The 26,252-nt window shown below is 71.0% G+C and carries 26 protein-coding genes; 4 read left to right on the top strand and 22 right to left on the bottom strand.

Features of this window, described 5'->3' with window-relative positions:
* Window positions 1–23: 23 nt before the first annotated feature.
* The 17 genes from AC5RUW_RS08495 to AC5RUW_RS08575 all read right to left on the bottom strand — a co-directional run bounded on the left by AC5RUW_RS08495 (window position 24) and on the right by AC5RUW_RS08575 (window position 16,865).
* Entirely contained in the window at window positions 24–635 is a 612-nt protein-coding gene (locus tag AC5RUW_RS08495; RefSeq protein WP_494160297.1) for a hypothetical protein, read from the bottom strand.
* 451 nt (window positions 636–1,086) lie between these two features.
* Window positions 1,087–1,791: a hypothetical protein gene (locus AC5RUW_RS08500; RefSeq protein ID WP_494160298.1), complete on the bottom strand. Its 705-nt coding sequence runs from the start codon at window positions 1,789–1,791 to the stop codon at window positions 1,087–1,089.
* Window positions 1,792–1,966: 175 nt separating this feature from the next.
* The gene (locus AC5RUW_RS08505) at window positions 1,967–2,857 is read right to left on the bottom strand and encodes a GNAT family N-acetyltransferase (protein ID WP_494160299.1); all 891 of its coding nucleotides are present in this window, start codon (window positions 2,855–2,857) and stop codon (window positions 1,967–1,969) included.
* Entirely contained in the window at window positions 2,832–3,998 is a 1,167-nt protein-coding gene (ispG, locus tag AC5RUW_RS08510) for a flavodoxin-dependent (E)-4-hydroxy-3-methylbut-2-enyl-diphosphate synthase (RefSeq protein WP_494007501.1), read from the bottom strand. The genes AC5RUW_RS08505 and ispG overlap by 26 nt, the downstream gene beginning before the upstream one ends.
* Window positions 3,999–4,119: 121 nt before the next feature.
* Window positions 4,120–4,410, bottom strand: a complete 291-nt coding sequence (locus AC5RUW_RS08515; protein ID WP_494160300.1) for a YciI family protein — start codon at window positions 4,408–4,410, stop codon at window positions 4,120–4,122.
* A gap of 10 nt (window positions 4,411–4,420) precedes the next feature.
* A complete protein-coding gene (locus AC5RUW_RS08520; RefSeq protein WP_494160301.1) occupies window positions 4,421–4,951 on the bottom strand; it encodes a hypothetical protein in 531 nt (176 codons plus the stop codon).
* The gene (locus AC5RUW_RS08525) at window positions 4,948–5,613 is read right to left on the bottom strand and encodes a MarR family transcriptional regulator (protein WP_494160302.1); all 666 of its coding nucleotides are present in this window, start codon (window positions 5,611–5,613) and stop codon (window positions 4,948–4,950) included. Before AC5RUW_RS08525 ends, AC5RUW_RS08520 begins: the two co-directional genes overlap by 4 nt.
* Before the next feature lie 66 nt (window positions 5,614–5,679).
* Window positions 5,680–7,020, bottom strand: coding sequence for a M50 family metallopeptidase (locus AC5RUW_RS08530; protein WP_494160303.1), 1,341 nt, complete (start codon window positions 7,018–7,020; stop codon window positions 5,680–5,682).
* A 36-nt stretch (window positions 7,021–7,056) separates the two neighbouring features.
* Window positions 7,057–8,289 (bottom strand): 1-deoxy-D-xylulose-5-phosphate reductoisomerase, encoded by a 1,233-nt coding sequence (dxr, locus tag AC5RUW_RS08535; RefSeq protein WP_494160304.1) that lies wholly within the window; start codon window positions 8,287–8,289, stop codon window positions 7,057–7,059.
* A 68-nt stretch (window positions 8,290–8,357) separates the two neighbouring features.
* A complete protein-coding gene (locus tag AC5RUW_RS08540) occupies window positions 8,358–9,026 on the bottom strand; it encodes an NAD(P)H-binding protein (protein WP_494160305.1) in 669 nt (222 codons plus the stop codon).
* A 60-nt stretch (window positions 9,027–9,086) separates the two neighbouring features.
* Window positions 9,087–9,905: an HpcH/HpaI aldolase/citrate lyase family protein gene (locus AC5RUW_RS08545; RefSeq protein WP_494160306.1), complete on the bottom strand. Its 819-nt coding sequence runs from the start codon at window positions 9,903–9,905 to the stop codon at window positions 9,087–9,089.
* Window positions 9,906–9,943: 38 nt separating this feature from the next.
* Window positions 9,944–10,540 (bottom strand): MaoC family dehydratase, encoded by a 597-nt coding sequence (locus tag AC5RUW_RS08550; RefSeq protein ID WP_494160307.1) that lies wholly within the window; start codon window positions 10,538–10,540, stop codon window positions 9,944–9,946.
* Window positions 10,524–11,171 carry a CoA transferase subunit B gene (locus AC5RUW_RS08555; protein ID WP_494160308.1) on the bottom strand — a complete coding sequence of 216 codons (648 nt, stop codon included), beginning with the start codon at window positions 11,169–11,171 and terminating at the stop codon, window positions 10,524–10,526. Before AC5RUW_RS08555 ends, AC5RUW_RS08550 begins: the two co-directional genes overlap by 17 nt.
* A gap of 1 nt (window position 11,172) precedes the next feature.
* On the bottom strand, window positions 11,173–11,934 hold the full coding sequence (locus AC5RUW_RS08560; RefSeq protein ID WP_494160309.1) for a CoA transferase subunit A: 762 nt from the start codon (window positions 11,932–11,934) through the stop codon (window positions 11,173–11,175).
* 27 nt (window positions 11,935–11,961) lie between these two features.
* Window positions 11,962–13,125: an acyl-CoA dehydrogenase family protein gene (locus AC5RUW_RS08565; RefSeq protein ID WP_494160310.1), complete on the bottom strand. Its 1,164-nt coding sequence runs from the start codon at window positions 13,123–13,125 to the stop codon at window positions 11,962–11,964.
* On the bottom strand, window positions 13,112–15,256 hold the full coding sequence (locus AC5RUW_RS08570; protein ID WP_494160311.1) for an acetyl/propionyl/methylcrotonyl-CoA carboxylase subunit alpha: 2,145 nt from the start codon (window positions 15,254–15,256) through the stop codon (window positions 13,112–13,114). The genes AC5RUW_RS08565 and AC5RUW_RS08570 overlap by 14 nt, the downstream gene beginning before the upstream one ends.
* A gap of 7 nt (window positions 15,257–15,263) precedes the next feature.
* Window positions 15,264–16,865, bottom strand: a complete 1,602-nt coding sequence (locus AC5RUW_RS08575) for a carboxyl transferase domain-containing protein (RefSeq protein WP_494160312.1) — start codon at window positions 16,863–16,865, stop codon at window positions 15,264–15,266.
* Between the two features lie 161 nt (window positions 16,866–17,026).
* Between AC5RUW_RS08575 and AC5RUW_RS08580 the strand changes: the two genes are divergently transcribed.
* Both AC5RUW_RS08580 and AC5RUW_RS08585 read left to right on the top strand, forming a co-directional pair.
* Complete coding sequence (locus AC5RUW_RS08580) at window positions 17,027–17,641, top strand: TetR/AcrR family transcriptional regulator (protein WP_494007515.1); 615 nt, start codon at window positions 17,027–17,029, stop codon at window positions 17,639–17,641.
* Between the two features lie 39 nt (window positions 17,642–17,680).
* The gene (locus AC5RUW_RS08585; protein WP_494160313.1) at window positions 17,681–18,166 is read left to right on the top strand and encodes a GNAT family N-acetyltransferase; all 486 of its coding nucleotides are present in this window, start codon (window positions 17,681–17,683) and stop codon (window positions 18,164–18,166) included.
* A 107-nt stretch (window positions 18,167–18,273) separates the two neighbouring features.
* Here the strand turns inward: AC5RUW_RS08585 and AC5RUW_RS08590 are convergent, their stop codons facing one another.
* The 3 genes from AC5RUW_RS08590 to pdhA are packed head-to-tail and all read right to left on the bottom strand — an operon-like array spanning window position 18,274 to window position 21,952.
* Entirely contained in the window at window positions 18,274–19,752 is a 1,479-nt protein-coding gene (locus AC5RUW_RS08590) for a dihydrolipoamide acetyltransferase family protein (protein WP_494160314.1), read from the bottom strand.
* Window positions 19,749–20,804 carry an alpha-ketoacid dehydrogenase subunit beta gene (locus AC5RUW_RS08595; RefSeq protein WP_494160315.1) on the bottom strand — a complete coding sequence of 352 codons (1,056 nt, stop codon included), beginning with the start codon at window positions 20,802–20,804 and terminating at the stop codon, window positions 19,749–19,751. Before AC5RUW_RS08595 ends, AC5RUW_RS08590 begins: the two co-directional genes overlap by 4 nt.
* Window positions 20,801–21,952: a pyruvate dehydrogenase (acetyl-transferring) E1 component subunit alpha gene (gene pdhA / locus AC5RUW_RS08600; protein WP_494160316.1), complete on the bottom strand. Its 1,152-nt coding sequence runs from the start codon at window positions 21,950–21,952 to the stop codon at window positions 20,801–20,803. Before pdhA ends, AC5RUW_RS08595 begins: the two co-directional genes overlap by 4 nt.
* A gap of 179 nt (window positions 21,953–22,131) precedes the next feature.
* Here pdhA and AC5RUW_RS08605 point away from each other — a divergent pair, with 179 nt between their 5' ends.
* Window positions 22,132–22,623 carry an Lrp/AsnC family transcriptional regulator gene (locus AC5RUW_RS08605; protein WP_494160317.1) on the top strand — a complete coding sequence of 164 codons (492 nt, stop codon included), beginning with the start codon at window positions 22,132–22,134 and terminating at the stop codon, window positions 22,621–22,623.
* Window positions 22,624–22,829: 206 nt separating this feature from the next.
* Here AC5RUW_RS08605 and AC5RUW_RS08610 read toward each other — a convergent pair whose 3' ends face one another.
* Window positions 22,830–24,458, bottom strand: a complete 1,629-nt coding sequence (locus AC5RUW_RS08610) for a monocarboxylic acid transporter (RefSeq protein ID WP_494160318.1) — start codon at window positions 24,456–24,458, stop codon at window positions 22,830–22,832.
* The gene (locus tag AC5RUW_RS08615) at window positions 24,455–24,826 is read right to left on the bottom strand and encodes a DUF485 domain-containing protein (protein ID WP_494007522.1); all 372 of its coding nucleotides are present in this window, start codon (window positions 24,824–24,826) and stop codon (window positions 24,455–24,457) included. The genes AC5RUW_RS08610 and AC5RUW_RS08615 overlap by 4 nt, the downstream gene beginning before the upstream one ends.
* Window positions 24,827–25,024: 198 nt before the next feature.
* Between AC5RUW_RS08615 and AC5RUW_RS08620 the strand changes: the two genes are divergently transcribed.
* Window positions 25,025–26,233, top strand: coding sequence for a sensor histidine kinase (locus AC5RUW_RS08620; protein WP_494160319.1), 1,209 nt, complete (start codon window positions 25,025–25,027; stop codon window positions 26,231–26,233).
* The last annotated feature ends 19 nt before the right edge of the window (window positions 26,234–26,252 follow it).

Genomic DNA, 26,252 nt, shown 5'->3' on the forward strand with positions numbered 1-26,252 from the left:
ACCCGCCCCGGCCGTGGCCCGCGTCAGGGAAGGCGCGCCAGTTCGGCGTGCACGGCCCCGATCAGCTCCGCCGCCTGCCCGACGGCGGCGGCCGGGTCCGCGGGGGAAGTCACGGACACCTGTACCCGGTGGTGGCCCCGAACGCTGCTGACGCTCAGAGTCCGGAGCTGTTGCCCGGCGCCCTCGGCGACGGTGCGCACAGCGGTGATGCCGGGCAGGGAGCCCGGCACCTCGACGGCCTCGGCCCTGGTGGCCACGGTGCGGCCTGCGACGGTCATGGTGAATTCGGAGCACTCGGCAAGCAGCCGCCGTGCGGCCTCCTCCCGGCCGGCCAGGGCCAGGGGATCGGGGGAAGAGACCACCGCGACCGTTTCGGCGGCTGCAGATCCCGCCCCTGCCGTGACCAGCAGGGCGACGCTGTCACCGGCGGTCATGGCGGAGACTTCATCGGCGGCCAGGGCAGCGCACGCCTCCGGTTGAATTCCGGCCGCGCCGAGGGCAGTGCGGGCGGCCTCGGCCTGCGCCTCCAGCTCGGCGGCTCCGACGAGCCGGGCATCCAATCCCCGGCTGCCGCGGACCGCCAGCAGCACCTGTTCGAGTTCGGTTGAGGTGAGCCAGCGTGTGTCGGCAGGCAATGCGGATGACGTTCCGGCAGCGCCCGACGTCGTCGGGACGGTGCCGCCGGGACCTGTCGCGCCCCGTGTAGGGGCCGGTGTCGGTCCGGCGGCCGGTGACGTCGCAGGGACAGGGTCGGTCGGCCCGACGGGCGGCGATGCCGGGCTGCTGCAGGCCGCCGCCAGCATCACCACCGCGGCTGCGCCGAGCGTCCTGATCGTTCTCACTGCTCCCCCTCCGGTACGGCCCGGGAGCCGCCCCGGTGCCTGCGGCCATTAAACCCCACCGGTGCGGGCGACGGGGCCGGTTCTCCGGCCCGGGGACGGACAGGCGCGCCGCCGTGCAGGGCCGGGCGGGGTGCCAGGCACGCGGTTACGAAGGCGGGGCGGGCAGCCACGGCGCAGGGGCCGGGCCCGAAGGCCCGGCCCCTGCCGGTGAACCGCCCGCCGGGACTTCCCGGCCGGGCCTGTGCTACTCCTCGAGCTCCGCGAGGATGGCGTTGATAAGCTCCTCGGCGTCGGCCACCACGGCCTCGGGATTCGCGGGATCGAACTGGGCGACGCTCACATGCAGCGTTCCCGACAGGGCGCTGATCTGGACCGCTTCGGCTGTTCCGTCCTCCCGGGTGATGACTGTCCGGACGCCCTGGGTCGTCGGCGCGTCCGTCGACGCGTCCAGGCTCTCCGCCTCCCCGGTGACGACCATGCCTGCGGTCTCCATGGTGAATTCGGCGCAGTCGGTAAGCATCTGCTTGGTGGTATCAGCCTGTTCCTCGGTCTTCGACGAATCCTCGTAGCTGACCACGGTCAGCAGACCGTCCCCGACAGCCATGGCCGCCAGGTTTCCGTCGCCGATGCCCTCGTCCAGGGCGGAGGCAATGAGCGTCTGGCACTGGTCCGGCGTCGTCGTGACGTCGGGAAGCGCGCCGGAGAGCTGCGGACGCAGCATGGCGTCGTTCTCGACGTCCCCTGAAAGCCCCTTGTCCGCCTTGACCGCTTCCAGCGCCGCCTCGAGCTCGTCGGGCGTGTACTGCTCAGCCCCTACGGCCAGCGTGGGCGTAGGGGTCGACGACTCCGCCGGCGCGGCCTCCGCGCCACCCTCGGAGTCGCCGGCGCAGCCGGTCAGCGCAAAGGCGCCGGCAACGAGCAACGCTCCGACCTTCATCGTTTTGTTCACTTTGTCCCCCCCAGATTCATTGTCCGTTGGCCTGTCCGACGACGGCCGGAGCCGCCGGCGCAGACGCCGAGACCTTCACATAGAAAGTATGCTTGTGATCCTAGCGTTGTGACTGACCACACGTGAAATCCGCTCGGAGCAACGGCCGCCGAAGGCGGAGGACGGCGGACGGCGGCTAGAACAGGACCGTGGCGAACGTGCCGACCTGCCGGAAGCCGACGGCGGCATAGACGCTGCGGGCGCGCTCGTTGTAGTGGTTGACGTAGAGGCTGACCTGTGGAGCCACCTCCAGGGCGGCGGCGACGACGGCGGACATGTACCCCGCACTGCGCCCCTGCCCGCGGTACCGGGGATTCATCCACACGCCCTGGATCTGCACGGCGTCGCGGGACACCGTTCCCAGTTCGGCCTTGAACACCACTTCCCCGTCGTCATTGATGTGGGCAAGCGAATGCCCGCGCTGGATGAGCCCGCGGACCCGGTTGCGGTAATGCCGGTCCCCGCCCGCGACGGGAGAGTAGCCGACTTCCTCTTCGAACATCGCCGTGCAGGCCGGCAGCAGTACGTCCAGCTCGGCCGGCCGGGTGTGGCGCAGGCCGGCGGCAGGCGGCACCGGTGAACGCGCGTCGATCTGAAGCAGCGGCTGGCTTTCGCGGATCGCGAAGGGCCGGGGCGAGGCATGCTGCAGCTCAGACCAGATGCTTAGGACGCCTTCGGCCGGGCCGAAGACGGAGGAGAAGCGGCGTCCGCTGCGCGCCAGCCAGGCGCCCAGCTCCGGCCCGGTGTCGGCGGTGACGCCGACGGGGACGAGGTTCACTCCGGCCCAGCAGGCGCTGAGCAGCCGCCCGCCGTCGAACGCCCCCACCACCTGACCACCCGCGGCCGTCGGCGCGGCGGACCCGGCAACCTCCAGGTGCGATGCAATGAAGATGTTCGCTACCGGGTCCTCAGCCGCCAGCGCACGCAGCGCGGCAGTGTCTTCGCGCGCAAGGATGCGCAGCGAGCCGGTGTGCTGTCCGCTGCGGATCCTGCTGCCGTTCCTAGCCGACGGTAACCATGGGGCCACCCGTGCCAGCACCTTCGCCATCGGCCTCCCCCATATCCTCGGCGATCCTCATCGCTTCCTCGATCAGCGTCTCCACGATCTGGTCTTCGGGGACGGTCTTGATGACCTCGCCCTTGACGAAGATCTGCCCCTTGCCGTTGCCCGATGCTACGCCAAGATCAGCCTCGCGCGCTTCCCCCGGACCGTTCACCACGCAGCCCATGACGGCCACGCGGAGCGGGACGGTCAGGCCTTCGAGGCCGGCAGTGACCTCGTCGGCCAGGGTGTAGACGTCCACCTGGGCGCGGCCGCAGGAGGGGCAGGAGACGATCTCGAGCTTGCGCGGGCGCAGGTTCAGCGACTGCAGGATCTGGTTGCCCACCTTGACCTCCTCCACCGGCGGGGCGGAGAGGGAGACCCGGATGGTGTCGCCGATGCCCTTGGACAGCAGCGCCCCGAAGGCGGTCGCGGACTTGATGGTGCCCTGGAAGGCCGGGCCCGCTTCGGTCACCCCAAGGTGGAGGGGCCAGTCGCCGCGCTCGGCGAGCAGCTCGTAGGCGCGGACCATGACCACCGGGTCGTTGTGCTTGACGGAGATCTTGAAGTCATGGAAGTCATGCTCCTCGAACAGCGAGGCCTCCCACACCGCGGACTCGACCAGCGCCTCCGGCGTGGCCTTGCCGTACTTGGCCAGCAGGCGCGGGTCCAGCGAGCCGGCGTTGACGCCGATGCGGATCGACACGCCGGCGTCCTTCGCCGCCTGCGAGATCTGCTTGACCTGGTCGTCGAACTTGCGGATGTTGCCCGGGTTCACGCGGACCGCGGCGCAGCCCGCGTCAATCGCGGCGTACACGTACTTCGGCTGGAAGTGGATGTCGGCGATGACCGGGATCTGCGACTTCTTCGCGATGATCGGCAGGGCCGCCGCGTCGTCGGCGCTGGGGCAGGCCACCCGGACAATGTCACACCCGGAGGCCGTCAGTTCGGCGATCTGCTGCAGGGTGGCGTTGATGTCGGTGGTCGGCGTCGTTGTCATGGACTGGACGCTGACCGGGAAATCGGAGCCCACACCCACGGAGCCCACTTTGATCTGGCGGGTCTTGCGGCGCGGCGCCAGAACGGGCGGCGGGGCGGCTGGCATTCCAAGGTTGACCGAGGTCAAAACGTCCTCCAAGTGCCCCGGGGGGCAAGTTATCCGTGTCGGTGTGCGCCTGTGGGCGCCTAACCATTATCCACCCGGGCGGGCCCTCCCGCGGCGGAGCCCGCCCGACTTCACTGCGGGCTTAGAGCAGGTGGGCGAAGGCGCCCAGCACAGGCTGCCATTCGGTGGTCTTCAGGCCGGACACCAGGCCGTGGACCGCGAACGGGTCCTGGCGGAGCAGCTCGTTGAGCTCCGCCTCGCTGGCGGCCCGGAAGATCAGCAGAGCGCCGGCGCCGTCGGCGAACGGTCCGGTGGCCAGCACCGTCCCCGCCTCGACGAGCTCCGCGAGCCACTGCCGGTGGGCGGGCCGGTACTCGTCCCTGACGTGGGCGGATTCTGCGTCGTATACGTATTCAACAGCGAAGATCAACATACTCACCAGCCTAAGTGATGGGGTCCAGGACAAAGATGCGCACGGCTACGGCCACGCCCACGGCCCACAGCATGGAGGTCAGCGTGCCAATGATGAACCGCTCGGCTGCGGCAGGGGTCTCCTTCAGCTCCGCATATCGGCCCAGGCCCTTGATCGCGACCACGTAGGCGATGGCCACGGGCTCGGAGGCCAGGATGGCGGTGGCGACCGCGAGGCGCTCCAGGAAACCGATGAGCAGACCGCCGCGGAGTACCGTCTCCGGGGGCGGGGCGGAGGCCGCCGGGTCGGGGGCAGGCGCCGTCGCCTGGGGTTCGGGCCCGCCCGGCGGCGCCTCGGCGTGCACCTGGAGCCCGGGGCCGGGGCCGCCCGGTGAAGAAATCCGCAGATCCAGCACCTGGTCCGCGGCAGGATCGGCAGGCGGGGACGCGGGACGGGGCGGGTCCACCACCCGGGCCAGGCGCAGCACCAGCAGGGTCAGCGGCCACCCGAGCACCGCTGCGGCAGCCAGTGCCAGGACCACCCAGAGCGTCTCGACCATCATCCGTTCCGTCCATCCTCTCCCGGCTGCCTGCTCCGCGTCGTGCGGCCGACCGCCGTCCCCTGGGGCTGCGTGGCCTGCCGGTCAGCTTCGGCCAGCAGGTGCGCGGCGACGGGGCGGGCGGCCCATTCCTCTTCCCATCCGGCCCGCAGCGACGCCTTGCTGACGGACTGCGAGGTGATGCCGAGCCTACGTGCCGCCTCCGACTGTGCCCCCCAGCGACCCGGCTCCAGCTCGTCAAGGATCCGCCACTCGGCCTCGGAGCGTTCCTGTACGAGGCGTGCCAGCAGGACGAGCACCGCTTCGGCGGCGGCGGCTGCGGGGCTGCCCTCGACGGCGACGCCGGGCCGGGCCCCGGACTTCTTCGACCGGTCCACGGCGCGGCGGGCCGCCACGAAGGCCTCTCCTGCACCTTCGCGGGAGGCAGCCGGCAGGGGCAGGCGCACCGGCCCGACCCCGATGCCGATATGCCAGCGCCCGTCACGGACGGCGCGCAGCGCGACGTCGATCACGGCGGCGGGGTCCTCCAGTACGCCCTGGACCTCGTCCCCCACCGTGCGCTCAAAGGGCAGGACGGCCGGAAGGTCGCCCAGCAGCCCGAGCAGGGCGGGGACGGCGTCCGGGCTGCTGCGGCTGTTCTTCTGGTCCAGTGTCATGACGAACATGCTTGAGACCGTATATGCGCTCAAATCGATTTACAACCTTTTGGGCGTTCAAATCCATTTGAGCGCTTAGAACAGGCTGACCGGCTTCACGATGTCCGCGTAGATCAGCAGGGCTCCCATGGCCATCAGGAGCACGGCCATCGCATAGGTGAGCGGGAGCAGCTTGGCCATGTCGAAGGGCCCGGGATCCGGGCGGCGGAACAGCTTCGCCACGCCGCGCCGCAGCGACTCCCACAGAGCCCCCGCCACGTGGCCGCCGTCCAGCGGCAGCAGCGGAATCAGGTTGAACACAAACAGCGCCAGGTTCACGCTGGCTACCAGCCCGATCAGCGTGGCGACGCGGGACTCGAGGTCGATGCTCTCCATGGCGGAGATCTCCCCGGCGATCCGCCCGACTCCGACGACGCTCATCGGACCGTTGGGATCCCGTTCCTCGCTCGAGAACGCAGCCTGCGCCACATCCACCAGCCGCTGGGGCAGGTTGATCACGACCCCCGCAATGCCCTGCAGGTTCTCCCCCACCGTGGGCAGCACGGTGGAAACCGGCTGGCGGACCAGCTCCTGGGAGGCACCTACACCGATGAAACCGACCTCCTCGGTCAGGGCGTTGCCGGCGTCGTCGGTGGCAGCGGTGCCATCCTCCGCCGCCACCGGCCGCTCGGTCAGCAGCGGGGTGATCACCGTGTCATGCCGGACGCCGTCGCGCTCGTAGGTCAGCGGGACCTCCCTCCCGGCGGCCTCGCGGATCCAGCCGGAAAGCTCCGCCCAGCCGGTGACCTCCCGGCCGTCGAAGGCCGTGATGGTGTCGCCCGGCAGCAGCCCGGCCTCGTGGGCCGGCGCCGCGGGATCCTCGGCGGTGCAGGCGGTCTGGCCGGTCTCGGCCTGGCGCTGGGCGGTGACCACGCATTCGTTGACCGAGGCGAGGGTGGTGGTGGCCTGGGCGGTGCCGAAACCGCTGAGCAACACGCCGAAGAGCACGGTGCCGATCACCAGGTTCATGAACGGTCCGCCGAGCATGATGATGATGCGCTTGATGACGGGCAGCCGGTAGAACACCCGGTTTTCGTCCCCGGGCTGCAGCTGCTCGGCTGAGGCCTGCCGGGCGTCCGCGGCCAGCTGCTGGAACATGCCGGTGCTGGAGGCGCGGACCGCGCCGTGGTCCTCCCGGTTCGGCGGGAACATGCCGATCATGGACACGTAGCCGCCCAGCGGGAGGGCCTTGACCCCGTATTCGGTTTCGCCGCGGCGTCTCGAGAAGACGGTGGGCCCGAATCCGATCATGTACTGGGTGACCCGGACCTTGAACAGCTTGGCGGGCACCAGGTGCCCCACCTCGTGTAGGGCGATGGAGACGGCAATGCCGGCCGCCACGAAGAGCACGCCAAGGATAAAGAGCAGAACGGTCAACGGAGGTCCTTTGGATCAGTCAGGGCAGGTGCCCCTTCAGCGTCCACAACGTTCGCGGGCCAGCCGGCGTGCCCGCTGCTCCGCGGCCAGCACCGACTGCAGGCTGAGGGGTCCGTCCTCCACATGCGCGTCGAGTACGGCGGTGATCGTATCAACGATGTCTGTGAACCGGATGAGACCGTCGTGGAAGGCGTCCACGGCTTCCTCGTTGGCGGCGTTGTAGGCGGCCATGAACGTGCCGCCGCGGGCCGCGGCGGACTTCGCCAGCGCGACGGCGGGAAAGGCCTCCTCATCGAGCGGCTCGAAGGTCCACTGGGCGGCCCTGGTCCAGTCGCAGGGCTTTGCGGCGCCAGGCACGCGCAGCGGCCAGCCCATGCCCAGGGCGATCGGCAGGCGCATGTCTGGCGGGGAGGCCTGGGCGATGGTGGAGCCGTCCGTGAACTGCACCATGGAGTGCACAATCGACTGCGGGTGGACCACCACGTCGATCCGCTCGAGTGGAATGTCGAACAGCAGGTGCGCCTCGATCACCTCGAGGGCCTTGTTGACCATCGTGGCGGAGTTGGTGGTCACCATCCGGCCCATGTTCCAGGTGGGGTGCGCCAGCGCCTGTTCGGGGGTGACATCGTCGAGCTCCGCCCGTTTCCGGCCGCGGAAGGGGCCGCCGGAGGCGGTGACGATGAGCCGGTCCACCTCGGTGAACGTTCCCGCGCGCAGCGCCTGGGCCAGGGCCGAGTGCTCCGAGTCGACCGGCACGATCTGTCCGGGACCCGCGGCGCGGCGGACCAGTTCCCCGCCGACGATGAGCGATTCCTTGTTCGCCAGGGCGAGCAGGTGGCCGGCGGACAGGGCGGCAAGGGTGGGTTCGAGGCCGATGGAGCCGGTGATCCCGTTCAGCACGACATCGGCGGCGGGCCAGGCCGCGACGGCCGAAGCGGCCTGCGGGCCGGTGAACAGCTCGGGCTCATAGCCGGAGACGCCGGCGTCGGAGGCGGCGTCCCGGATCGCTTCCCGAAGGGTCGGCAGGTCCACGGCCGCGCACCCGACCGCCTCCGCACGGGTATGGACGGCCTGCCGGGCCAGCTGCGCGAGGTTTCCGCCGCCGGCGGCCAGGGCGACGATCCGGAAGCGCTCCGGCGCTTCGTCGGCGACGTCGATGGCCTGGGTGCCGATCGAGCCGGTCGAGCCCAGCAGGACCACGCGGCGCGGGATGTCTTCGGGCGGATAGGAGGCGGAAAACACGGCGGCGGACGGGTCGGGAAGCTGCATGGTCCCAGTATCCCGCACCCGGGGGCCGCGGCGGCCTCCGGGTGCGGTGCGGCGGGCCTCCGCCGAGCCTAGCCGAGTCCGGCCACGGCCTCCGTGATCGGGGTGCTTCCGCTGATCAGGCCCAGCACCTGGCCGGCGCCGTTGCCGGTGCGGACCAGTTCGGCCAGCACCGCGGCGACGTCGGCGCGCGGGATCTCGCCGTTCTCCGCACCCGGGGCCAGTTCCACCAGACCGCCGGCCGGGTCGTCGGTGAGGCGGCCCGGGCGCAGGATGGTCCAGTCCAGGGCGGCCCTCGACCGCAGGTCCTCCTCGGCGGCGAGTTTGGCCGTCAGGTAGGCGTGCATCACTTCGTCGAGGCCCTCGGGCCGGGCTCCGTCACGGACGGATTCCACGCCGCTGGAGGAGATCTGCACCAGCCGCGGGACGCCTGCCTCCTCGGCGGCGGCGGCGAGCAGCACCGCCGCGCCGCGGTCCACCGAGTCCTTGCGTTCGATGCCGCTGCCCGGCCCGGCGCCCGCGGCGAACACGGCGACGTCGGCCCCGGTGAGCACCTGCACGACGTCCTCGGTCGTGCTGTTCTCCAGATCGATGACGACCGGGGCCACGCCGTCCTGTTCCAGGTCGGGAATGTGGTCGGGGTTGCGGATCAGTCCGGCAACGTCGTTTCCGTCGGCCACCAGCAGGCGGGCGGCGATGCGGGCAATCTGTCCATGGGCTCCAGCAATCACGATTCGCATACCGGGGGTAACGGACGTCACCGGAAAATCATTCCCCTGCTTATTGTTTTGGCGTTTGTACTACGCGCTGACACCGGCCCGGCGCAGGGTCTGCTCGGCCTGCCGGAGCAGCGGGCCGTCAATCATTTCCCCGCGGAAGCGGAACACCCCGCCCTGCCCGGACGCCTCGGCAAGCAGCTCGCGGGCGTAGGCCACGGCCTCCTCGCCCGGAGCGTAGGCGGCACGGACGGCTGCTGCCTGCGAGGGGTGGATGCAGGCTTTGGCGGCGAAACCCGAGGCGGCGGCGTCCGCCGCCTCGGCCTCCAGGCCGGCCAGGTCGGAGATGTTGCCGTAGATCGCGTCGATCGCCCCCTTGCCGGCGGCCCCGGCGGCGAGCAGCACGGTGGAGCGCGCGGTGGCGGCAACGTGCCGGTAGCGGCCCGAGGCGTCGCGGCTGGATTCCCCGCCCAGGCTGGCGATCAGGTCCTCCGCGCCCCACATCAAGCCGGTGACGTTCTGCAGCCGGGCGATCTCCGCTGCCCGCACCACGCCGGCCGCGGTTTCCAGCAGCGCGACGACGTCGTACCCGGCCAGGGCGTCGGCGAGCGCGTCAGGGTCCTCCGCCTTGGCCGCCATGACCGTGCGGAACCCGGTGGCGGCGAGCGCCTGCAAATCTGCCTGGAAGTCCGCGCTGCCCACCGGGTTCACCCGCACGATGGTGCGGCCGGGATCCAGGGCCGCCGTGCGCAGGTTGGCGCGGGCGGCGTCCTTGTCCGCGGGCGCGACGGCGTCCTCCAGGTCCAGGATGACGGCATCGGCGCGGTCCGCGGCCTTGGCGAACCGGTCGGCGCGGTCGCCCGGGCAGAACAGCAGGGCCGGGCCCATGGGGAAGGTGGTCATCTTTCGCGTGCTCCTATCGTCGTGCCAGGCAACCCAACTTACCCGCCGTTGGCCCGGCCCGGCGGAGTGGGAGGTGTCGGGGCGGCATCGGGGGCCGGGGCAGCGGCGTCCTGCTCCGCGGCATGCCCGGCTTCGGTCCACATCAGCGCGGTACGGGTGAAGGTGGCCACCACGGTGCCGTCCTGGTTGCGGCCGGTGTGGGACAGGGTGACGATGCCCTGCCCCGGCCGGGATCCGGAGAGCCGCTTCTCTGTCACGAGGGTCTCGGAGTAGAGGGTGTCGCCGTGGAAGAGCGGATGCGGAAACGACACATTCGTCAGGCCCAGCTGCGCCACCAGGGTGCCCTGGGTCAGCTGCGCCACGGACTGGCCGACCATGACGGCCAGCGTGAGCATGGAGTTGACCAGCCGCTGCCCGAAGGGCTGCCCAGAGCTGTAGGCGGCATCCAGGTGCAGCGGCTGTGAATTCATCGTCAGCGTGCTGAACAGGACGTTGTCCGCTTCGGTGAGCGTGCGCCCCGGGCGGTGGGCGTAGACCGTGCCGGTGTCCAGCTCGTCGAAGTACAGTCCCCGCTGGAGCACGACCCGGCCGGCGGCTGCCCCGGCGGCCGGGCCGGTGTCAGGCTGCCGGGTCAAGGGCCACCTCCAGCGGGGCGCCGGTGGCGGCGGTGACGTCCTCAACGCTGACGCCGGGAGCGGTCTCCCGCAGCACCAGCCCGGCCGGCGTCACCTCGATGACGGCGAGGTCGGTGACGATCAGGTTCACGCACCCCTGCCCGGTCAGCGGCAGCGAGCACTCGGACACGATCTTCGGGCGCCCGGCCCGGTCCACGTGTTCCATCATGACGATCACCCGCTTGGCCCCGAAGACCAGGTCCATGGCTCCGCCCATGCCCTTGACCATCTTGCCGGGGATCATCCAGTTGGCCAGGTCGCCGTTGGCGGCGACCTCCATCGCGCCCAGCACGGCGACGTCGACGTGCCCGCCGCGGATCATGCCGAAGGACGCTGCCGAGTCGAAGAACGCCGCGCCGGCGTTTACCGTGACGGTTTCCTTTCCCGCGTTGATCAGGTCAGCGTCGACGTCGGCCTCCGAGGGATAGGGCCCGACGCCGAGCACCCCGTTCTCCGAGTGCAGGACCACTTCCACCCCGTCGGGAATGAAGTTGGGGATCAGGGTCGGCATGCCGATGCCCAGGTTCACGTACTGTCCGTTGCGCAGCTCGCGGGCCACCCGGGCGGCGAGTTCGTTGCGGGTCAGCGCCATCTCAGGACTCCTTCGACTGGGCGACGGTGCGTTTTTCGATCCGTTTCTCCCCCGGCCCGGTGTGGACCACGCGCTGGACGAAGATGCCCGGCACGTGCACCTGCGCCGGATCGAGCTCGCCGGGCTCCACGAGTTCCTCCACCTCGGCGATGGTGATCCTTCCGGCCATGGCGCAGAGCGGGTTGAAGTTCATGGCGGTGGCCCGGAACACGAGGTTGCCGTGCCGGTCCCCCTTCCAGGCGTGCACCAGCCCGAAATCGGGGGTGAGGGACTCCTCCAGCACGTAGGACCGGCCGCCGAAGCTGCGCACCTCCTTGGCGGGCGAGGCGACGGCCACGTTGCCCTCGGCGTCGTAGCGGCGGGGCAGGCCGCCCTCGCTGACCTGCGTTCCGACGCCGGCGGGCGTGTAGAAGGCAGGAATGCCGGCTCCGCCGGCGCGCAGCTTCTCGGCGAGGGTGCCCTGCGGGGTGAGTTCGACCTCGAGTTCGCCGGCCAGGTACTGGCGCGCGAACTCCTTGTTCTCCCCCACGTAGGAGCTGACGGTGCGGCGGATCCTCCCGTCGGCCAGGAGCCTGCCGAGTCCCCAGTCGTCCACGCCGCAGTTGTTGCTTACGGTTTCCAGGCCGGTGGTACCGCGGGCGTGCAGCGCTTCAATGAGTGCAGCCGGTACTCCGCAGAGCCCGAAGCCGCCTACGGCCAGGGACGCGCCGTCGGGAATATCCGCGACGGCCGCCTCCGCGCTGGCCACAACCTTGTCCATCATGTGCCGGTCCTCCTGAATCGCCGTTGATCAGAGTCCGAGGTCCCGGGCGATCAGCATCAGCTGCACCTCCGTGGTGCCTTCGCCGACCTCCAGGATCTTCGAGTCGCGGTAGTGCCGGGCCACCCGGAATTCGTTGATGAACCCGTAGCCGCCGAAGACCTGCGTCGCGTCGCGCGCATTGTCCATGGCCGCCTCGCCCGCGATCAGCTTAGCCATGGCCGCCTGGGCTTTGAAGGGCCGGCCCGCCAGCAGCCGTGTGGCGGCGTCGTACCAGGCCAACCGGGCGGTGTGGGCGCGGGCGACCATCCGGGCGATCTTGAACTGGATGCCCTGGTACGTGCCGATGGCGGCGCCGAATGCCTGCCGTTCCTTGGCGTAGCGGACCGCCTCATCCACGCAGCCCTGGGCCGCTCCGGTGGCGAGGGCGGCGATGGCGATGCGCCCCTCGTCGAGGATGTTCAGGAAGTTCGCGTAGCCGCGGCCCTCCGTGCCGAGCAGGTTCTCCTCCGGCACGCGGACGTCGGTGAGGCTGAGCGGGTGGGTGTCGGAAGCGTTCCAGCCGACCTTGTTGTACGCCGGCTCGGCGCGGAAGCCGGGGGTGTCGGTGGGCACGAGGATGGTGGAGATCTCCTTGCGCACGCTTCCGTCGGAGGCCTCCCGGGTGCCGGTAACCGCGGTGACGGTGACCAGCCGGGTGATGTCGGTGCCGGAATTGGTGATGAATTCCTTGCTCCCGTTGATCACCCAGTGTCCGTCCTCGCGGCGGGCCGTGGTGCGGGTGCCGCCGGCGTCGGAGCCGGCCTCGGATTCCGTCAGGCCGAACCCGGCGAGCGCTTCGCCGGAGGCGAGCATCGGCAGCCACTGCTGCTTCTGTTCCTCGGTGCCGAAACGGTAGACGGGCATCGCGCCGAGGGAGACGGCGGCTTCCAAGGTGATCGCCACCGACTGGTCCACGCGCCCGATTTCCTCCAGCGCCAGGCCGAGGGCGAACGCGTCGCCGCCCATGCCGCCGTATTCCTCGGGGAACGGCAGCCCGAACAGGCCCATCTCTCCCATCTGCGCGACGACCTTGTACGGGAAGCTGTGCTCCTCGTCGTGGCGGGCGGAGACGGGGGCGATCACCTCGTCGGCGAACTCCCGGACCGCGGCGACCAGGTCGCGGTGTTCGTCGCTGAGCTCAAAGTCCGGCATGGGCTGCTCCTTCGTTGGTGGTTGCGGTTTCGGCTGCCGGTTCGGCGGCGGCCGCCGCCGGCTCCGGCGCTGGGTCCGGGTCCGGATGGATGAGGGCCAGCTGCTGCCCCGCCTTGACGAGGTCTCCGGGGCGAAGGGTGAGGGCGACGACGCCGGCTACGGGTGCGGTGAGGCGGTGCTCCATCTTCATGGCCTCCACGCTGAGCAGCAGGTCCCCGGCCTGCACCCGGGCGCCGTCGGGCACGGCCACCGCGGTGACGGTGCCGGGCATCGGGGAACGGACGGCGGGGTCGGCGGCGCCGGCGGGACGGCCGGCCGCGGCGAGCCGGGCTGCCAGCAGCTCCCGGCGGGACGGGACGTGCAGGGCTGTGCTCCAGCCTCCGGCTCCGAGCCACCAGGTGGGCCCGGCGTCGGGGTCCGCGGCCGGTTCGCGGGCGGCGGCCCAGCGGTGCCGGACTCCGTCCAGTTCCAGGCGGGCCTCGCCCGGTGCCAGGGTGAGCGCCGCGGGGACGGACGGGCCGCCGCCGATGCTGATTCTCCAGCCGTCGGGCCCGCGGCGCAGCTCGACGTCGGTTCCCGCGCTGCCGCCGGCCGGCAGCACGGTGATCCGCTGCGGGGCCGGGCTGCCCAGCCGGAACCCGTCGGCCCGGGTCCAGGCGCTGCCCGTCCCCTGCCCTGTCTCTGCGGGAGGTGCCGCGGCCCCGGATGCGTGCAGGAGTGCGGCTGCGGCGATCTCGGGTTCCTGCGCCGCGCGGAACCCGAGGTCCGGGAGCCGCCGCTCGATCAGGCCGGTGTCCAGGACGCCGGCGCGCACGTCGTCGTCCGCTGCGAGCAGCCGGAGGTATTCGATGTTGGTGCCCACGCCGAGCACCTCGGTGCGGGCCAGGGCCCCGTCCAGCCGGTCCAGCGCGGTGCCGCGGTCCGGCGCCCAGGCGATGACCTTGGCCAGCAGCGGGTCATAATCGGTGCCGATCTGCAGGCCCGGCGCCAGTGCGGAGTCCACCCGGAGGCCCGGCCCGGCGGGTTCACGCAGGTGCAGCACCGTTCCTGCCGCAGGCAGGAACCCGTCAGCAGGGTTCTCCGCGTAGACGCGTGCCTCGACCGCGTGCCCGTCCAGCCGGATGTCCTCCTGCTGCAGCGCCAGAGCCTCACCCGCGGCGATGCGGACCTGCCATTCGACCAGGTCGACGCCGGTGACCAGCTCCGTCACGGGGTGCTCGACCTGCAGCCGGGTGTTCATCTCCATGAAGAAGAACTCCCCGGGTGCCTCGGCGGGCACCAGGAACTCGACGGTGCCGGCGCCCACGTAGCCCACGGAGCGGGCGGCGGCGCAGGCCGCCTCCCCCATCCGGGCCCGGGCGGAATCGTCCAGCAGCGGGGAGGGCGCCTCCTCGATCACCTTCTGGTGCCGGCGCTGCAGGGAGCATTCGCGTTCGCCCAGGTGGATGGTGTTCCCGTGCCGGTCGGCCAACACCTGGACCTCGATGTGCCGGGCCGTGGGCACCAGCCGTTCCAGCAGGAGGGTGTCGTCGCCGAAGGCGGCTGCGGCCACCCGGCGTGCCGCGGCCAGCGCCCCTGGCAGCTCGGCTGCCGTGGAAACCGCCTGCATGCCCTTGCCGCCGCCGCCGGCCGACGGCTTGATCAGCAGCGGAAAGCCGACGTCGGCCGCCGCCGCAATCAGCGCTGCGTCGTCCAGGCCGGGTTCGGAGACGCCGGGGACCACGGGCACTCCGTGGCCGTGCACGTGGTTGCGGGCGTTGATCTTGTCCCCCATGAGCCGCAGCGCGTGCGTGCCGGGTCCGATGAACACGATGCCGGCGTCGTCGAGCGCCTCGGCCAGGGCCGGGCTTTCGCTGAGGAACCCGTAGCCGGGGTGCACGGCGTCGGCGCCGGCGCGCTGGGCGGCGCGCACCAGTGCGGGAACGTTGAGGTAGCTTTCGGCCGGCGCGGCCGGTCCCAGCCGGACGGCGACGTCGGCCTCGCGGACGTGGCGGGCACCGGCGTCGGCGTCGCTGTAGACCGCGCCGGAGCGCAGGCCCATTCGGCGCAGCGTCCGGATGATGCGGACCGCGATTTCGCCGCGGTTGGCGACCAGGACGGTGCCCAGGCGCGGGTCGGGGGTGGTGGTCATCAGTGCCTCACATCCGGAACAGGCCGAAGTTGCTGTCGGGCAGGGGCGCCTGGGCGCAGGCGGCGAGCGCCAGCGCCAGCACCCGACGGGTATCCGGCGGATCGATCACCCCGTCGTCCCAGAGCCGGGCGGTGGAGTACCAGGGGTTCCCCTGCGCCTCGTAGGCCTCACGGATGGGGGCCTTGAACGTCTCCTCGTCCTCCGCGGACCAGCTGCCGCCGGCCGCCTCCAGCCCGTCGCGCTTGACCGTCGCGAGCACGGCGGCCGCCTGGCTGCCGCCCATCACGCTGATCCGCGCGGCCGGCCACATCCACAGGAAGCGCGGGGAGTAGGCGCGCCCGCACATGGAGTAGTTGCCGGCGCCGAAGGAGCCGCCGATGACGACGGTGAGCTTGGGTACGCGGGCCGTGGCGACGGCGGTGACCATCTTCGCGCCGTGCCTGGCGATGCCGGCGGCCTCGTAGTCCCGGCCGACCATGAAGCCGGAGATGTTCTGCAGGAAGATCAGTGGAATGCCGCGCTGGTCGGCCAGTTCAATGAAGTGGGCGCCCTTGAGTGCCGATTCTCCGAAGAGGACGCCGTTGTTGGCGATGATGCCCACCCGGTGCCCGTCCAGGCGGGCGAAGCCGGTGACCAGGGTGGGCCCGTACTCCTTCTTGAACTCGTGGAACGACCCGGCGTCCACGAGCCGGCGGATGACTTCATGCACGTCGTAGGGGGTCTGCGGATCGGTGGGCACCACGTCGTAGAGCTCCGCCGGGTCCCGCTCCGGTTCCACCGGTTCCACCGCGGCCCAGCTGTACTCGGGCGGGGCCAGGGTCGCGACGATGTCGCGCACGATCTCCAGCGCATGCCCGTCGTCTTCGGCGAGGTGGTCCGCCACCCCGCTGGTCCGGGCGTGCAGTTCACCGCCCCCGAGCTCCTCCGCCGTCACCACCTCGCCTGTGGCCGCCTTGACCAGCGGCGGGCCGCCCAAAAAGATGGTGCCCTGGTTCCGGACGATCACCGTCTCGTCGCTCATCGCCGGCACGTAGGCTCCGCCGGCGGTGCAGGATCCGAGCACGGCGGCGATCTGCGGGATGCCGGCAGCGGACATCCGCGCCTGGTTGTAGAAGATGCGGCCGAAGTGCTCGCGGTCCGGAAAAACCTCGTCCTGGCGCGGCAGGAAGGCGCCGCCGGAGTCGACCAGGTAGATGCAGGGCAGCCGGTTCTCCAGCGCAATCTCCTGCGCGCGCAGGTGCTTCTTGACGGTCATCGGATAGTAGGTGCCGCCCTTGACGGTCGCGTCGTTGCAGACAACCATCACTTGCCGCCCATGGACCAGTCCGATGCCGGTGATCAGCCCCGCGCCGGGGCACTCGCCGTCGTACATGTCCTCGGCCGCCAGCGGTGCGACCTCCAGGAAGGGGCTGCCTGCATCCAGCAGCTGCCCGACCCGGTCGCGGGGCAGCAGCTTGCCCCGCCCGAGGTGCCGCTGCCGGGCCCGGTCCGGGCCGCCCAGCGCCGCGCGCCGCAGCCGTTCGTGCAGCTCCGCGGCGAGCCTGCGCTGTCCAACGCCCGGCGCGGCGGCATCCGTTCCGGGGCCGTGCGGGGATTCCAGGGTCTTCATCGACGTCCTCGTCCTAGCTTCGGTGCGGCTGCCTCCCGGGCAGCCCGGTTAGCGGTCATTAACTGGGCCACACGTTAGTGGCTATTAACCGAACTGTCCACCACAATGGAACCGTTCCTGCTCCCCCGGGTTTCGTGCCCGGCCGCTAGCGAAAGGCATGCATGGGCACCGCCAACGACATCCCCGTCCGTTCCACCGGACGCAGCCAGGCGAAAGCCTCCCGGCGCACCGCCGTGCTCGCCGCCGCGGCCGCGCTGTTTGCCGAGCGCGGCTACAACGGGGTGTCCATCGAGGAGCTCGGAGCGGCGGCCGGCGTCAGCGGGCCGGCCGTCTACCGCCACTTCCCCAGCAAGTCGGCGGTGCTCTCCGCCCTGCTCATCGGCGTCAGCGAGGACCTGCTGGAGGGCGGGCGCGCCGTCGTCGGCGAATCCTCCACCGCCGAGGAGGCGGCGAGCGGGCTGATCGAGTTCCATGTGGACTTCGCCCTGGGCCAGGCGGACGTCATCCGGGTCCAGGACAGGGACCTGGCCAGCCTGGCGGAGGAGGATGAGCGCAGGGTGCGCTCGCTGCAGCGCCAGTATGTGGAGGTCTGGGTGGACGCCGCGGCGGCGCTGCACCCCGATTCCGACCTGCCGCTGCTGCGCCGGCGGATCCAGGCCGTCTTCGGCCTGATCAACTCCACCTCGCACACCGTGGGACGGCGGATGTCCGCCCGCGAGACCGCGCGGCTGCGCTCGCTGCTCGAACGCATGGCCTGGGCCGCACTGAATGCCTAGTACGCTGGAGACCGATACCCCTGAGCAGAAAGACCTGCCGTGAGCACACCCGCTGACATCCGGCTCCGCGCCGTGGAGCCCTCCGACCTGGAGAAGTTCTTCACGCATCAGCTGGACCCGAGCGCCAACCACATGGCCGCCTTCGCCGCCAAGAATCCCGCCGACCGCGGCGTCTTCGACCACCACTGGCACTCCATCCTCAACGACGACGGCGTCACCGTGCGCACCATCGAGGCCGACGGCGAGGTGGTGGGCAGCATCCTGGCCTACAGCAGCCCCGACGCCGCCCCGGAGATCAGCTACTGGATCGACCGGGCACGCTGGGGCCAGGGCATTACGACCGCCGCCGTCGGTCTGTTCCTCCAGGAGTACACCGCACGCCCCCTGCGCGCCCGCGCTGTGGCCGACAACGTCAGCTCGATCCGCATCCTGGAAAAGTACGGCTTCAAGGTCATCGGCGAGGCCCAGGGCTTCGCCAACGCCCGCGGCGCCGTCGTCCGGGAGCTCGAACTCGAACTGTCCTAGTCCGTCCGCCCGCCGTCCGCAGCGAAGCGGACGACCGGCACGGCGGGTCAAGCCCGGGACGCCTGCACTGCAGGCGTCCCGGGCTTCAGTTCTTAAGGATCCGCCGCTTAGAACGCCAGGGCGAGGGCCGGCTCCCGCAGCACGTCGCCGAGGTCGGCGAGGAAACGGGAGCCCTGTTCTCCGTCCACCAGCCGGTGGTCGAAGGACAGGCTGAGCGTCATCACCTCACGCAGCGCAATGGCTCCCTCGTGCTCCCACGGGATCCGCCGGACGGCGCCGAGCGCCAGGATGGCGGCCTCCCCCGGGTTCAGGATCGGCGTCCCGGCGTCGACGCCGAAGCTGCCGACGTTGGAGATGGAAAACGTGCCTCCGGTCAACGCCGAGGGCTGGCTGCGGCCGGCGCGTGCGGTGGCGGTGAGCTCATTGATCGCCGCCGCCAGGCCGTGCAGGTCCAGCGCCTGCGCATCCTTGATGTTCGGCACCAGCAGCCCGCGCTCCGTCGCCGCCGCAATCCCCAGGTTGACGTAGCGGTAGCGGATGATCTGCCGGCCCTGCTCGTCCCACCGCGAGTTCAGGTCCGGATGCCGCCCCAGCAGCACGCAGGCAGCCTTGGCCGCCATCGTCAGCGGGGACAGGCGGATTCCCTCGTAGGCGGGCCGGGTGCGCAGGCGCCGGAGCAGGTCCATGGTCGCGGTCACGTCAACGGTCAGGAACACGGTGGCGTGCGGCGCCGTGAAGGCGCTGGACACCATGGCGGCGGCGGTCATCCGCCTTACGCCCGCAATGGGAATGCGCTCCTGCCTCGGATCGGTGTCCGCGCCGGAGGCCGGCAGGACGGCCGGAGCCGCGGCGCCGGATGGGGCCGCAGGAGCGGCGGGCGCTGCGGCAGGGGCCTCCGCCCCGGCGCCGGTTCCGGCGGCGGCCAGCACGTCGGGGCGCTGTACCAGGCCGTCCGGGCCGCTGCCGGTCAGCTGTTCGAGGTCCACCCCCAGGTCCCGGGCCAGCTTCCGGACCGGCGGCGTCGAGCGGCGCCTGGTGCCGCCGGCCGGCACTGCGGGAACCGCGAGCGCGTCGGCAACAGCAGGCACGGCAACAGCCGGTTCCGCCGCAGGGGCCGCCGGAGGTGTGACGAGCGCGCCCGCGGCGGGCGCATGCCCGCCGCTGAGGGCCTGGACCTGCAGCCCCGTCCGCGCGCGGCGGGCCGGCCTGCCGGCGGAGTCCGGCGGCGCGCCGTAGCCGACGAGGGTGGGCTCCCGCGTCGGAGCCTGCTCCCCCTCACCGCCGGCGTCCGGCCGGCTGGCCGGAGGCCCCGCCGGAGTCCCGGGCCCGGCAGGGGCGTCGTCGGCGGCCGGGATGTCGAAGGAGACGATCGGCGCGCCCACCTCGACGACGGTGCCGGGCTGCTCGTGCAGGCGTGCGACGACGCCGGCGTAGGGCGAGGGCAGTTCCACGATGGCCTTGGCGGTCTCGACCTCGGCGATCACCTGGTTCAGCGTTACGGTGTCTCCCTCGCTGACCCGCCAGCTGAGGATCTCGGACTCGGTGAGCCCCTCCCCGAGGTCGGGCAGGCAGAACTCGCGGATCATGCGCCCACCTCCTGCACGGCCGGCACCTCAAGCGGACGGACCGGGGCATGCCCGCCGAGCGGATTCAGCGAGTTCGGACGGCGCATCACCCGGTCAATGCCGTCAAGGATGCGGTCCAGGTCCGGCAGGTGGTGCTGTTCCAGCCGGGCCGGCGGATACGGCACGTCAAAGCCCGTGACCCGGACGGGGGCGTGTTCCAGCCAGTCGAAACAGCGTTCGGTGATGACCGCCGCGATTTCGGCGCCCGGCCCGGCGACCTGGGCCGCCTCGTGGGCGATCACCAGCCGTCCGGTGCGGCGGACGGAGGCTTCGACGGTCGGCAGGTCCAGCGGTGCCAGCGAGCGCAGGTCGATCACCTCCACCGAGATGCCCTCGGCTTCAGCCGCCGATGCGGCTTCGACGGCGGCCGGCACCAGCGGGCCGTAGCTGACCAGGGTGGCGTCGGTGCCCGCCCGCGCCACCCGGGCCGCTCCCATCGGCAGGTCCGCCGCAGCGTGCTCGTCCACCTCGCCCTTGGCGTGGTAGCGCCGCTTGGGCTCGAAGTAGAGCACCGGATCGTCGGAGGCGATGGCCTGGCGGATCAGGGTGTAGGCGTCCTGGGGGTTCGAGGCGGAGACCACCCGCAGCCCGGAGGTGTGCATGAAGTACGCCTCCGGAGACTCCGAGTGGTGCTCCGGGGACCCGATGCCCCCGCCGAACGGCACCCTGATGGTCAGGGGCAGCCGGACGGCGCCGCGGGTGCGGTAGTGCATCTTCGCCACCTGGGAGACGATCTGGTCGAACGCCGGATAAATGAACCCGTCGAACTGGATCTCCACCACCGGCCGATAGCCGCGGAACGCGAGCCCGACCGCGGTCCCGACGATGCCGGACTCGGCCAGCGGGGAGTCGATCACCCGGTGCGCGCCGAAGTCCTTCTGCAGCCCGTCGGTAATCCGGAAGACCCCGCCGAGGGTGCCGATGTCCTCGCCGATGAGCACCACCTTGGGGTCCTCCTCCATGGCCCGGCGCAGGCCGGCATTGATCGCCTTGCCGAGGGTCATGGTGCTCATGCCCCACCTCCGGCCGGGGTGCCTGCCTGCGGTTCGGCGAACATGGCCAGGTACCGTTCGTAGTCGCCCTGCTGGCCTTCCAGCCAGCTGTGCGGTTCGGCGTATACGTGGGCGAAGACCTCCAGCGGCTGCGGATCCGGCATGCCGATGCATCCGGCGCGCAGGCGGGCCGCGACGTCGTCGGCCGCTTCCCCCACGCGTGCCCGGAAGTCCTCGGAGAACGCTCCGGCGTGCGTGAGATGGGCCTCGATCCGTGACAGCGGATCCCGCGCGCGCCAGTCCTCCAGCTCGTTGGCGTCGCGGTAGCGGGTGGGGTCGTCGGCCGTGGTGTGCGGGCCCATGCGGTAGGTGACGGCCTCGATGAAGGTGGGCCCTCCCCCGGTGCGGGCCCGTTCCAGGGCCGCCCGGGTGGCGGCGAGCACCGCCAGGACGTCGTTGCCGTCCACCCGGATGGAGGGAATCCCGAATCCGGGCGCCCGGTGGGCGATGGGGACGCGGGCCTGCACGCCGACCGGTTCCGAGATGGCCCAGTGGTTGTTCTGGCAGAAGAAGATCACCGGGGCCTGGAAGCTGGCGGCGAAGACCATGGCCTCGTTGACGTCGCCCTGGCTGGTGGCGCCGTCACCGAAGTAGGTGATGACGGCGTCGTCGCTGCCCTCGGCCGCGATGCCCATGCCGTAGCCGGCGGCGTGCAGCGACTGCGCGCCGATGATGATCTGGGTGGGGGCCAGGTTCACCTCGAACGGATCCCATGCGCAGCCGGCATTGCCGCGCCAGACCTTCAGCAGGTCTTCAGGCGCAACGCCGCGGCAGTAGGCGACGCCGTTCTCGCGGTAGCTGGGGAAGACGAAGTCCGAGGGGCGCAGGGCGCGGACCGAGCCGATCTGCGAGGCTTCCTGGCCGAGCAGCGGCGGCCACAGGCCCAGCTGGCCCTGGCGCTGAAGGGCGGTGGCCTCGGCGTCGATGCGCCGGATCACGGCCATGTCCTCGTAGAGGTCCTGCAGGGCGGCGTGGTCGATGTCCTGGACCAGGGGGTCGTAAAGCGCGTCGGCCACCCGCTCGCCGTCGGGCCTGATGAGTTGGAGCAGCGGTTCGTCGGGGGCAGTTCCGGAGTTCTCGGGGTGCCGTACCGGGGTATGCAGGGACACTTTGATGCGTATCCTTCCAGGGTCGGGCCCCTGGGGTGGCGGGGCCATACCGGACTCCGGGCTCCGTTGCCCGGTTACGTGTGACCATACTCACACTGACCACGGGGCACAACCATCCGGTGCCAGCCTGCGCATCCTGCCCTAACTGTGGTCAGGATCACCTGTTAGCGTTGCGCACTATGCCTCTCCTGGATCGAACCGACCTCCGTCTCCTCCTGGCCCTCGCACGGGAGCCCGGGCGCACCGTCGTCGCCCTCGCCGCCCACCTGGGCATTTCGCGCAACACCGTGCAGGCCCGCATGGGCCAGCTGGAGCGCCGCCGGGTGTTCCTGCCGTTCGAGCGCCGGATCGATACCGGCGCGCTGGGTTACGCGCTGCTGGCCTTCGTGCATGTTCATGTGCGCCAGCAGCAGCTCGAGGAAATCGTCACCGCAATCGGGGATCTTCCCGAGGTGGTGGAGGCCCATGGGCTGACGGGCGACGCCGACCTGCTGCTGCGGGTGGTGGCCGCCGACGCCGAAGAGCTCTTTGCCGTCAACCGCAGACTCCTGGCCATCCCCGGGGTGGAGCGGTGCGACACGAACCTGGCCATGGGCGAGCTGATTCCCTTCCGGGTGCAGCCGCTCATCGAACGCGGGCTTGCCGGCGAACGGGTGCCGGCGCAGGAATGAAAGCGGAGGCAGGGCCCGCACCAGGTGCGGACCCTGCCTCCTTGGGGTCCCGGCCGGTATCCCCCCTCGGCCGGGACGTCTGCGGCGCCGCGGGCGCCTCTGCCCTGATCTATCGGCAGCTGCAGCTCCGGGGTCAGCCGGAACCGGTTATTCCCTGGACCTTTCGGCGGGAATCCGGCGGCTGCGCCCCCGCGGCACCTGCGATGTCAGTGATCCACCGCCTTCTCGGCGCCGACGCCGGTCAGCGACCGGACCTCCATTTCCGCCTGCTTTTCCGGCGACTCCACTCCCTTGTCGGTGATGGTGCCGAGCCAGCCGAGGATAAACGCCAGCGGAATGGACACGATGCCGGGGTTGGAGAGCGGGAAGACCGCGAAGTCCGCGCCGGAGATCATGGACGTCTCCGCCCCGGAGACCACCGGGGAGAGGATGATCAGCAGGATCGCGGAGCCCAGGCCGCCGTACATGCTCCACACGGCGCCCCTGGTGGTGAACCGCTTCCAGTACAGCGAGTAGAGGATGGTCGGCAGGTTGGCGCTGGCGGCGACCGCGAAGGCCAGCGCCACCAGGAACGCCACGTTCTGCCCCTGGGCGCCGATGCCGCCCAGGATGGAGATGATGCCGATGACGACCACGGTGCGGCGGGCCACCTTCACTTCGCCGGCCGAGTCCAGCTCGCCCTTGCGGACCACGTTGGCGTAGATGTCGTGGGCGAACGACGCGGCGGCGGTGATGGTGAGGCCAGCGACCACCGCGAGGATGGTGGCGAAGGCCACCGCCGCGATGACGCCCAGCAGGATCGGGCCGCCCAGCGCGAAGGCCAGCAGCGGGGCCGCGGAGTTGACGCCGCCCGGGGCGGAGGTGATGGCTTCGCGTTCGATCAGGGCGCCGGCGCCGTAGCCGAGGACCAGGGTGAACAGGTAGAAGAAGCCAATGAGCCAAATCGCCCAGACCACGGAACGACGGGCCTCCTTGGCCGTGGGCACCGTATAGAAGCGCATCAGCACGTGCGGCAGGGCCGCGGTGCCGAGGACCAGAGCCATGCCGAGGGAGACGAAATCGAGCTTGCTCGCCTCGGTCTTGCCGTACTGCAGCCCCGGATCGAGGACCGCGGCGGTGCCGCTGGTCTCCACGGCCGCACCGAGCAGCGAGGAAAGGTTGAATCCGTGCAGCGCCAGGACCCAGATCGTCATGACGAAGGCTCCGGCGATCAGCAGGACGGCCTTGATGATCTGCACCCAGGTGGTGCCCTTCATGCCGCCGACCAGTACGTAGAGGATCATCAGGCCGCCGACGACGGTGATCACCAGCGACTGGCCGATCCGGGAATCAATGCCCAGCAGCAGCGAGACCAGCCCGCCGGCGCCGGCCATCTGGGCCAGCAGGTAGAAGAAGCAGACGGCCAGCGTGGTGATGGCCGCGGCGATCCGCACCGGGCGCTGCTTGAGCCGGAAGGAGAGCACGTCCGCCATGGTGAACTTGCCGGTGTTGCGCAGCATCTCCGCTACCAGCAGCAGGGCCACCAGCCAGGCGACCAGGAAGCCGATGGAGTAGAGGAAGCCGTCATAGCCGTTGATGGCGATGGCGCCCACGATGCCGAGGAACGACGCCGCGGAAAGGTAGTCGCCTGCGATGGCTGTGCCGTTCTGCGGGCCGGTGAAGGACCGCCCGGCGGCGTAGTAGTCCGCCGCGGTCTTGTTGTTCCGGCTGGCGCGCAGGACCACCACCAGGGTGACACCCACGAACAGGCCGAAGATCGCAATGTTGAGCCAGGCGGTGTCCTGGATGGCCTCGGCCGACACCGCTTCGGCGGCGCTGATGGAAACGGTGTTCATCGGGTCTCCTCCGGGCGGCTGACGCCCTGGGCCTCAAGCTCGGTGCGGATTTCACTGGCGATGGGGTCCAGGCGGCGGTTGGCGTAGCTGACGTACCACATGGTGATGCCGAAGGTGCTGACGAACTGCAGCAGCCCCAGGATCAGGCCGACGTTGATGTTGCCGAAGACCGGCGTGGACATGAAGCCGTGTGCGTAGTCGGCCAGCAGCACGTAGGCGAAGTACCAGATGAGGAACGCGGCAGCCATCGGAAAGATGAAGCTGCGCTGGCGTTTGCGCAGCTCCTGCAGCTGCGGCGAGCCCTGGACCTCCTGGAAGTCGACATGGCCGGTGGGGCCCTGCCGGGTTGGCGGCTGTTCTTCAGCCATTGCTTCCTCCTCTGTTGGGCACGTTGCGCGTCGGATGCCTGCGATGCCACCCGCGCACGAATGTGATCAACCTCACTGTCACAGGGTGGGCGGCCGTCCATCCAGCCGAGCCGCGGCTGCGTCGGCAAACGGCGGCTGCGCTGCGGTGAACGGCAGCGGCCGCCGCCCCCTGTCCCGCCTGCGGTTATGGTGGTGGGCATGCTCAGCCCCGCCGTCGACATCGCCGTCATCTGCTCGCTGGCCGTGCTGACGGTCGCCCTGGTGGCGGCCCTGGGCTACCGGCTGACGAGGGCGCAGCGCGAGCTCGGCTCCGACGCCGAGCGGGCAACCTACGCCACGCTGCACACCGCCGCGCTGGCCGCGCGGCACCTGCGCTCAGGGCTGACGGAACACGGCGCCGCGCGCGCCGCGCGGCACCTGCGCGGGCTGCTGGGTTCACCGGTCCTGGTACTGGCGGATGCCACCGGCGTCCTGGCCTGGGAGGGCGGCACCCCGGCCGGCACCGATCGGCAGCGGGCCGGCTTCGCCGCCGTCTCGGCGGGAGTCCTCGCGGGCGGGCGGGCCCGGGTGCTGCGCGCACCGGAGCTGCGCGCCCTGGGGCTGGCCGGCGACGGCGGGGAACTGCTGGTCTGCCCGGTGACCGCCAACGACCGGACGGTGGGCACCGTGGGAGTGTTTGCCCCGGCGATCAGCGCCGGACTGATCCGGGCCGCGGACGAGGTGGCCGGCTGGATCGCGGTGCAGCTCGAACTGGCTGAACTCGACTCCTCGAGGACGCAGCTTGTGGAGGCGCAGATGCGGGCCCTGCGCGCCCAGATCAGCCCGCACTTCATCTACAACTCCCTGAACGCCATCGCCTCCTACATCAACACCGACCCGCAGCGGGCCAGGGAGCTGGTGGTCGAGTTCGCCGATTTCACCCGGTACTCGTTCCGCCGGCACGGTGATTTCACCACCCTGGCCGAGGAGCTGCGCTCGATCGACCGCTACCTGCTGCTGGAGCGGGCCCGATTCGGGGACCGGCTCAAGGTGAGCCTGCAGGTGGCGCCCGAGGTGCTGGGAACGGTGATTCCCTTCCTGTCCCTGCAGCCGCTGGTGGAGAACTCCGTGCGGCACGGCCTGGAAGCCGTGGAGGGGCCCGGGCACATCACCATCTCCGCCACCGACGCCGGGACGCTGGCGGAGATCACCGTGGAGGACAACGGCGTCGGCATGGACCCGGACCGCCTGGCGGCCCTGCTCGCCGGGCACACGGACGACGGCGAGCACGTGGGGCTGCGCAACGTGGACCTGCGGCTGCGGCAGGTCTACGGCCCGGGGCACGGGCTCGTCATCGACACCGCCCCCGGGGCGGGCACCCTGATCACCATGCGGATCCCCAAGTCGCAGCCGGGCCGGCGCGGCTGAGCGTTGTAGTCTGGATCAC

Source organism: Arthrobacter sp. Y3222053, assembly GCF_059092805.1.

What these genes read in the sequence shown, in the direction of transcription:
- AC5RUW_RS08545 (WP_494160306.1), bottom strand. Translation starts at nt 9,905, where the DNA reads ATGACCACCTTCCCCATGGGCCCGGCCCTGCTGTTCTGCCCGGGCGAC.
- AC5RUW_RS08595 (WP_494160315.1), bottom strand. Translation starts at nt 20,804, where the DNA reads ATGAGCACCATGACCCTCGGCAAGGCGATCAATGCCGGCCTGCGCCGG.
- AC5RUW_RS08520 (WP_494160301.1), bottom strand. Translation starts at nt 4,951, where the DNA reads ATGATGGTCGAGACGCTCTGGGTGGTCCTGGCACTGGCTGCCGCAGCG.
- AC5RUW_RS08575 (WP_494160312.1), bottom strand. Translation starts at nt 16,865, where the DNA reads ATGAAGACCCTGGAATCCCCGCACGGCCCCGGAACGGATGCCGCCGCG.
- AC5RUW_RS08565 (WP_494160310.1), bottom strand. Translation starts at nt 13,125, where the DNA reads ATGCCGGACTTTGAGCTCAGCGACGAACACCGCGACCTGGTCGCCGCG.
- AC5RUW_RS08615 (WP_494007522.1), bottom strand. Translation starts at nt 24,826, where the DNA reads ATGGCTGAAGAACAGCCGCCAACCCGGCAGGGCCCCACCGGCCATGTC.
- dxr (WP_494160304.1), bottom strand. Translation starts at nt 8,289, where the DNA reads ATGCAGCTTCCCGACCCGTCCGCCGCCGTGTTTTCCGCCTCCTATCCG.
- AC5RUW_RS08560 (WP_494160309.1), bottom strand. Translation starts at nt 11,934, where the DNA reads ATGATGGACAAGGTTGTGGCCAGCGCGGAGGCGGCCGTCGCGGATATT.
- AC5RUW_RS08570 (WP_494160311.1), bottom strand. Translation starts at nt 15,256, where the DNA reads ATGACCACCACCCCCGACCCGCGCCTGGGCACCGTCCTGGTCGCCAAC.
- AC5RUW_RS08525 (WP_494160302.1), bottom strand. Translation starts at nt 5,613, where the DNA reads ATGTTCGTCATGACACTGGACCAGAAGAACAGCCGCAGCAGCCCGGAC.
- AC5RUW_RS08610 (WP_494160318.1), bottom strand. Translation starts at nt 24,458, where the DNA reads ATGAACACCGTTTCCATCAGCGCCGCCGAAGCGGTGTCGGCCGAGGCC.
- AC5RUW_RS08605 (WP_494160317.1), top strand. Translation starts at nt 22,132, where the DNA reads ATGCCTCTCCTGGATCGAACCGACCTCCGTCTCCTCCTGGCCCTCGCA.
- AC5RUW_RS08580 (WP_494007515.1), top strand. Translation starts at nt 17,027, where the DNA reads ATGGGCACCGCCAACGACATCCCCGTCCGTTCCACCGGACGCAGCCAG.
- AC5RUW_RS08590 (WP_494160314.1), bottom strand. Translation starts at nt 19,752, where the DNA reads ATGATCCGCGAGTTCTGCCTGCCCGACCTCGGGGAGGGGCTCACCGAG.
- AC5RUW_RS08540 (WP_494160305.1), bottom strand. Translation starts at nt 9,026, where the DNA reads ATGCGAATCGTGATTGCTGGAGCCCATGGACAGATTGCCCGCATCGCC.
- AC5RUW_RS08555 (WP_494160308.1), bottom strand. Translation starts at nt 11,171, where the DNA reads ATGGCGCTGACCCGCAACGAACTCGCCGCCCGGGTGGCCCGCGAGCTG.
- AC5RUW_RS08515 (WP_494160300.1), bottom strand. Translation starts at nt 4,410, where the DNA reads ATGTTGATCTTCGCTGTTGAATACGTATACGACGCAGAATCCGCCCAC.
- AC5RUW_RS08620 (WP_494160319.1), top strand. Translation starts at nt 25,025, where the DNA reads ATGCTCAGCCCCGCCGTCGACATCGCCGTCATCTGCTCGCTGGCCGTG.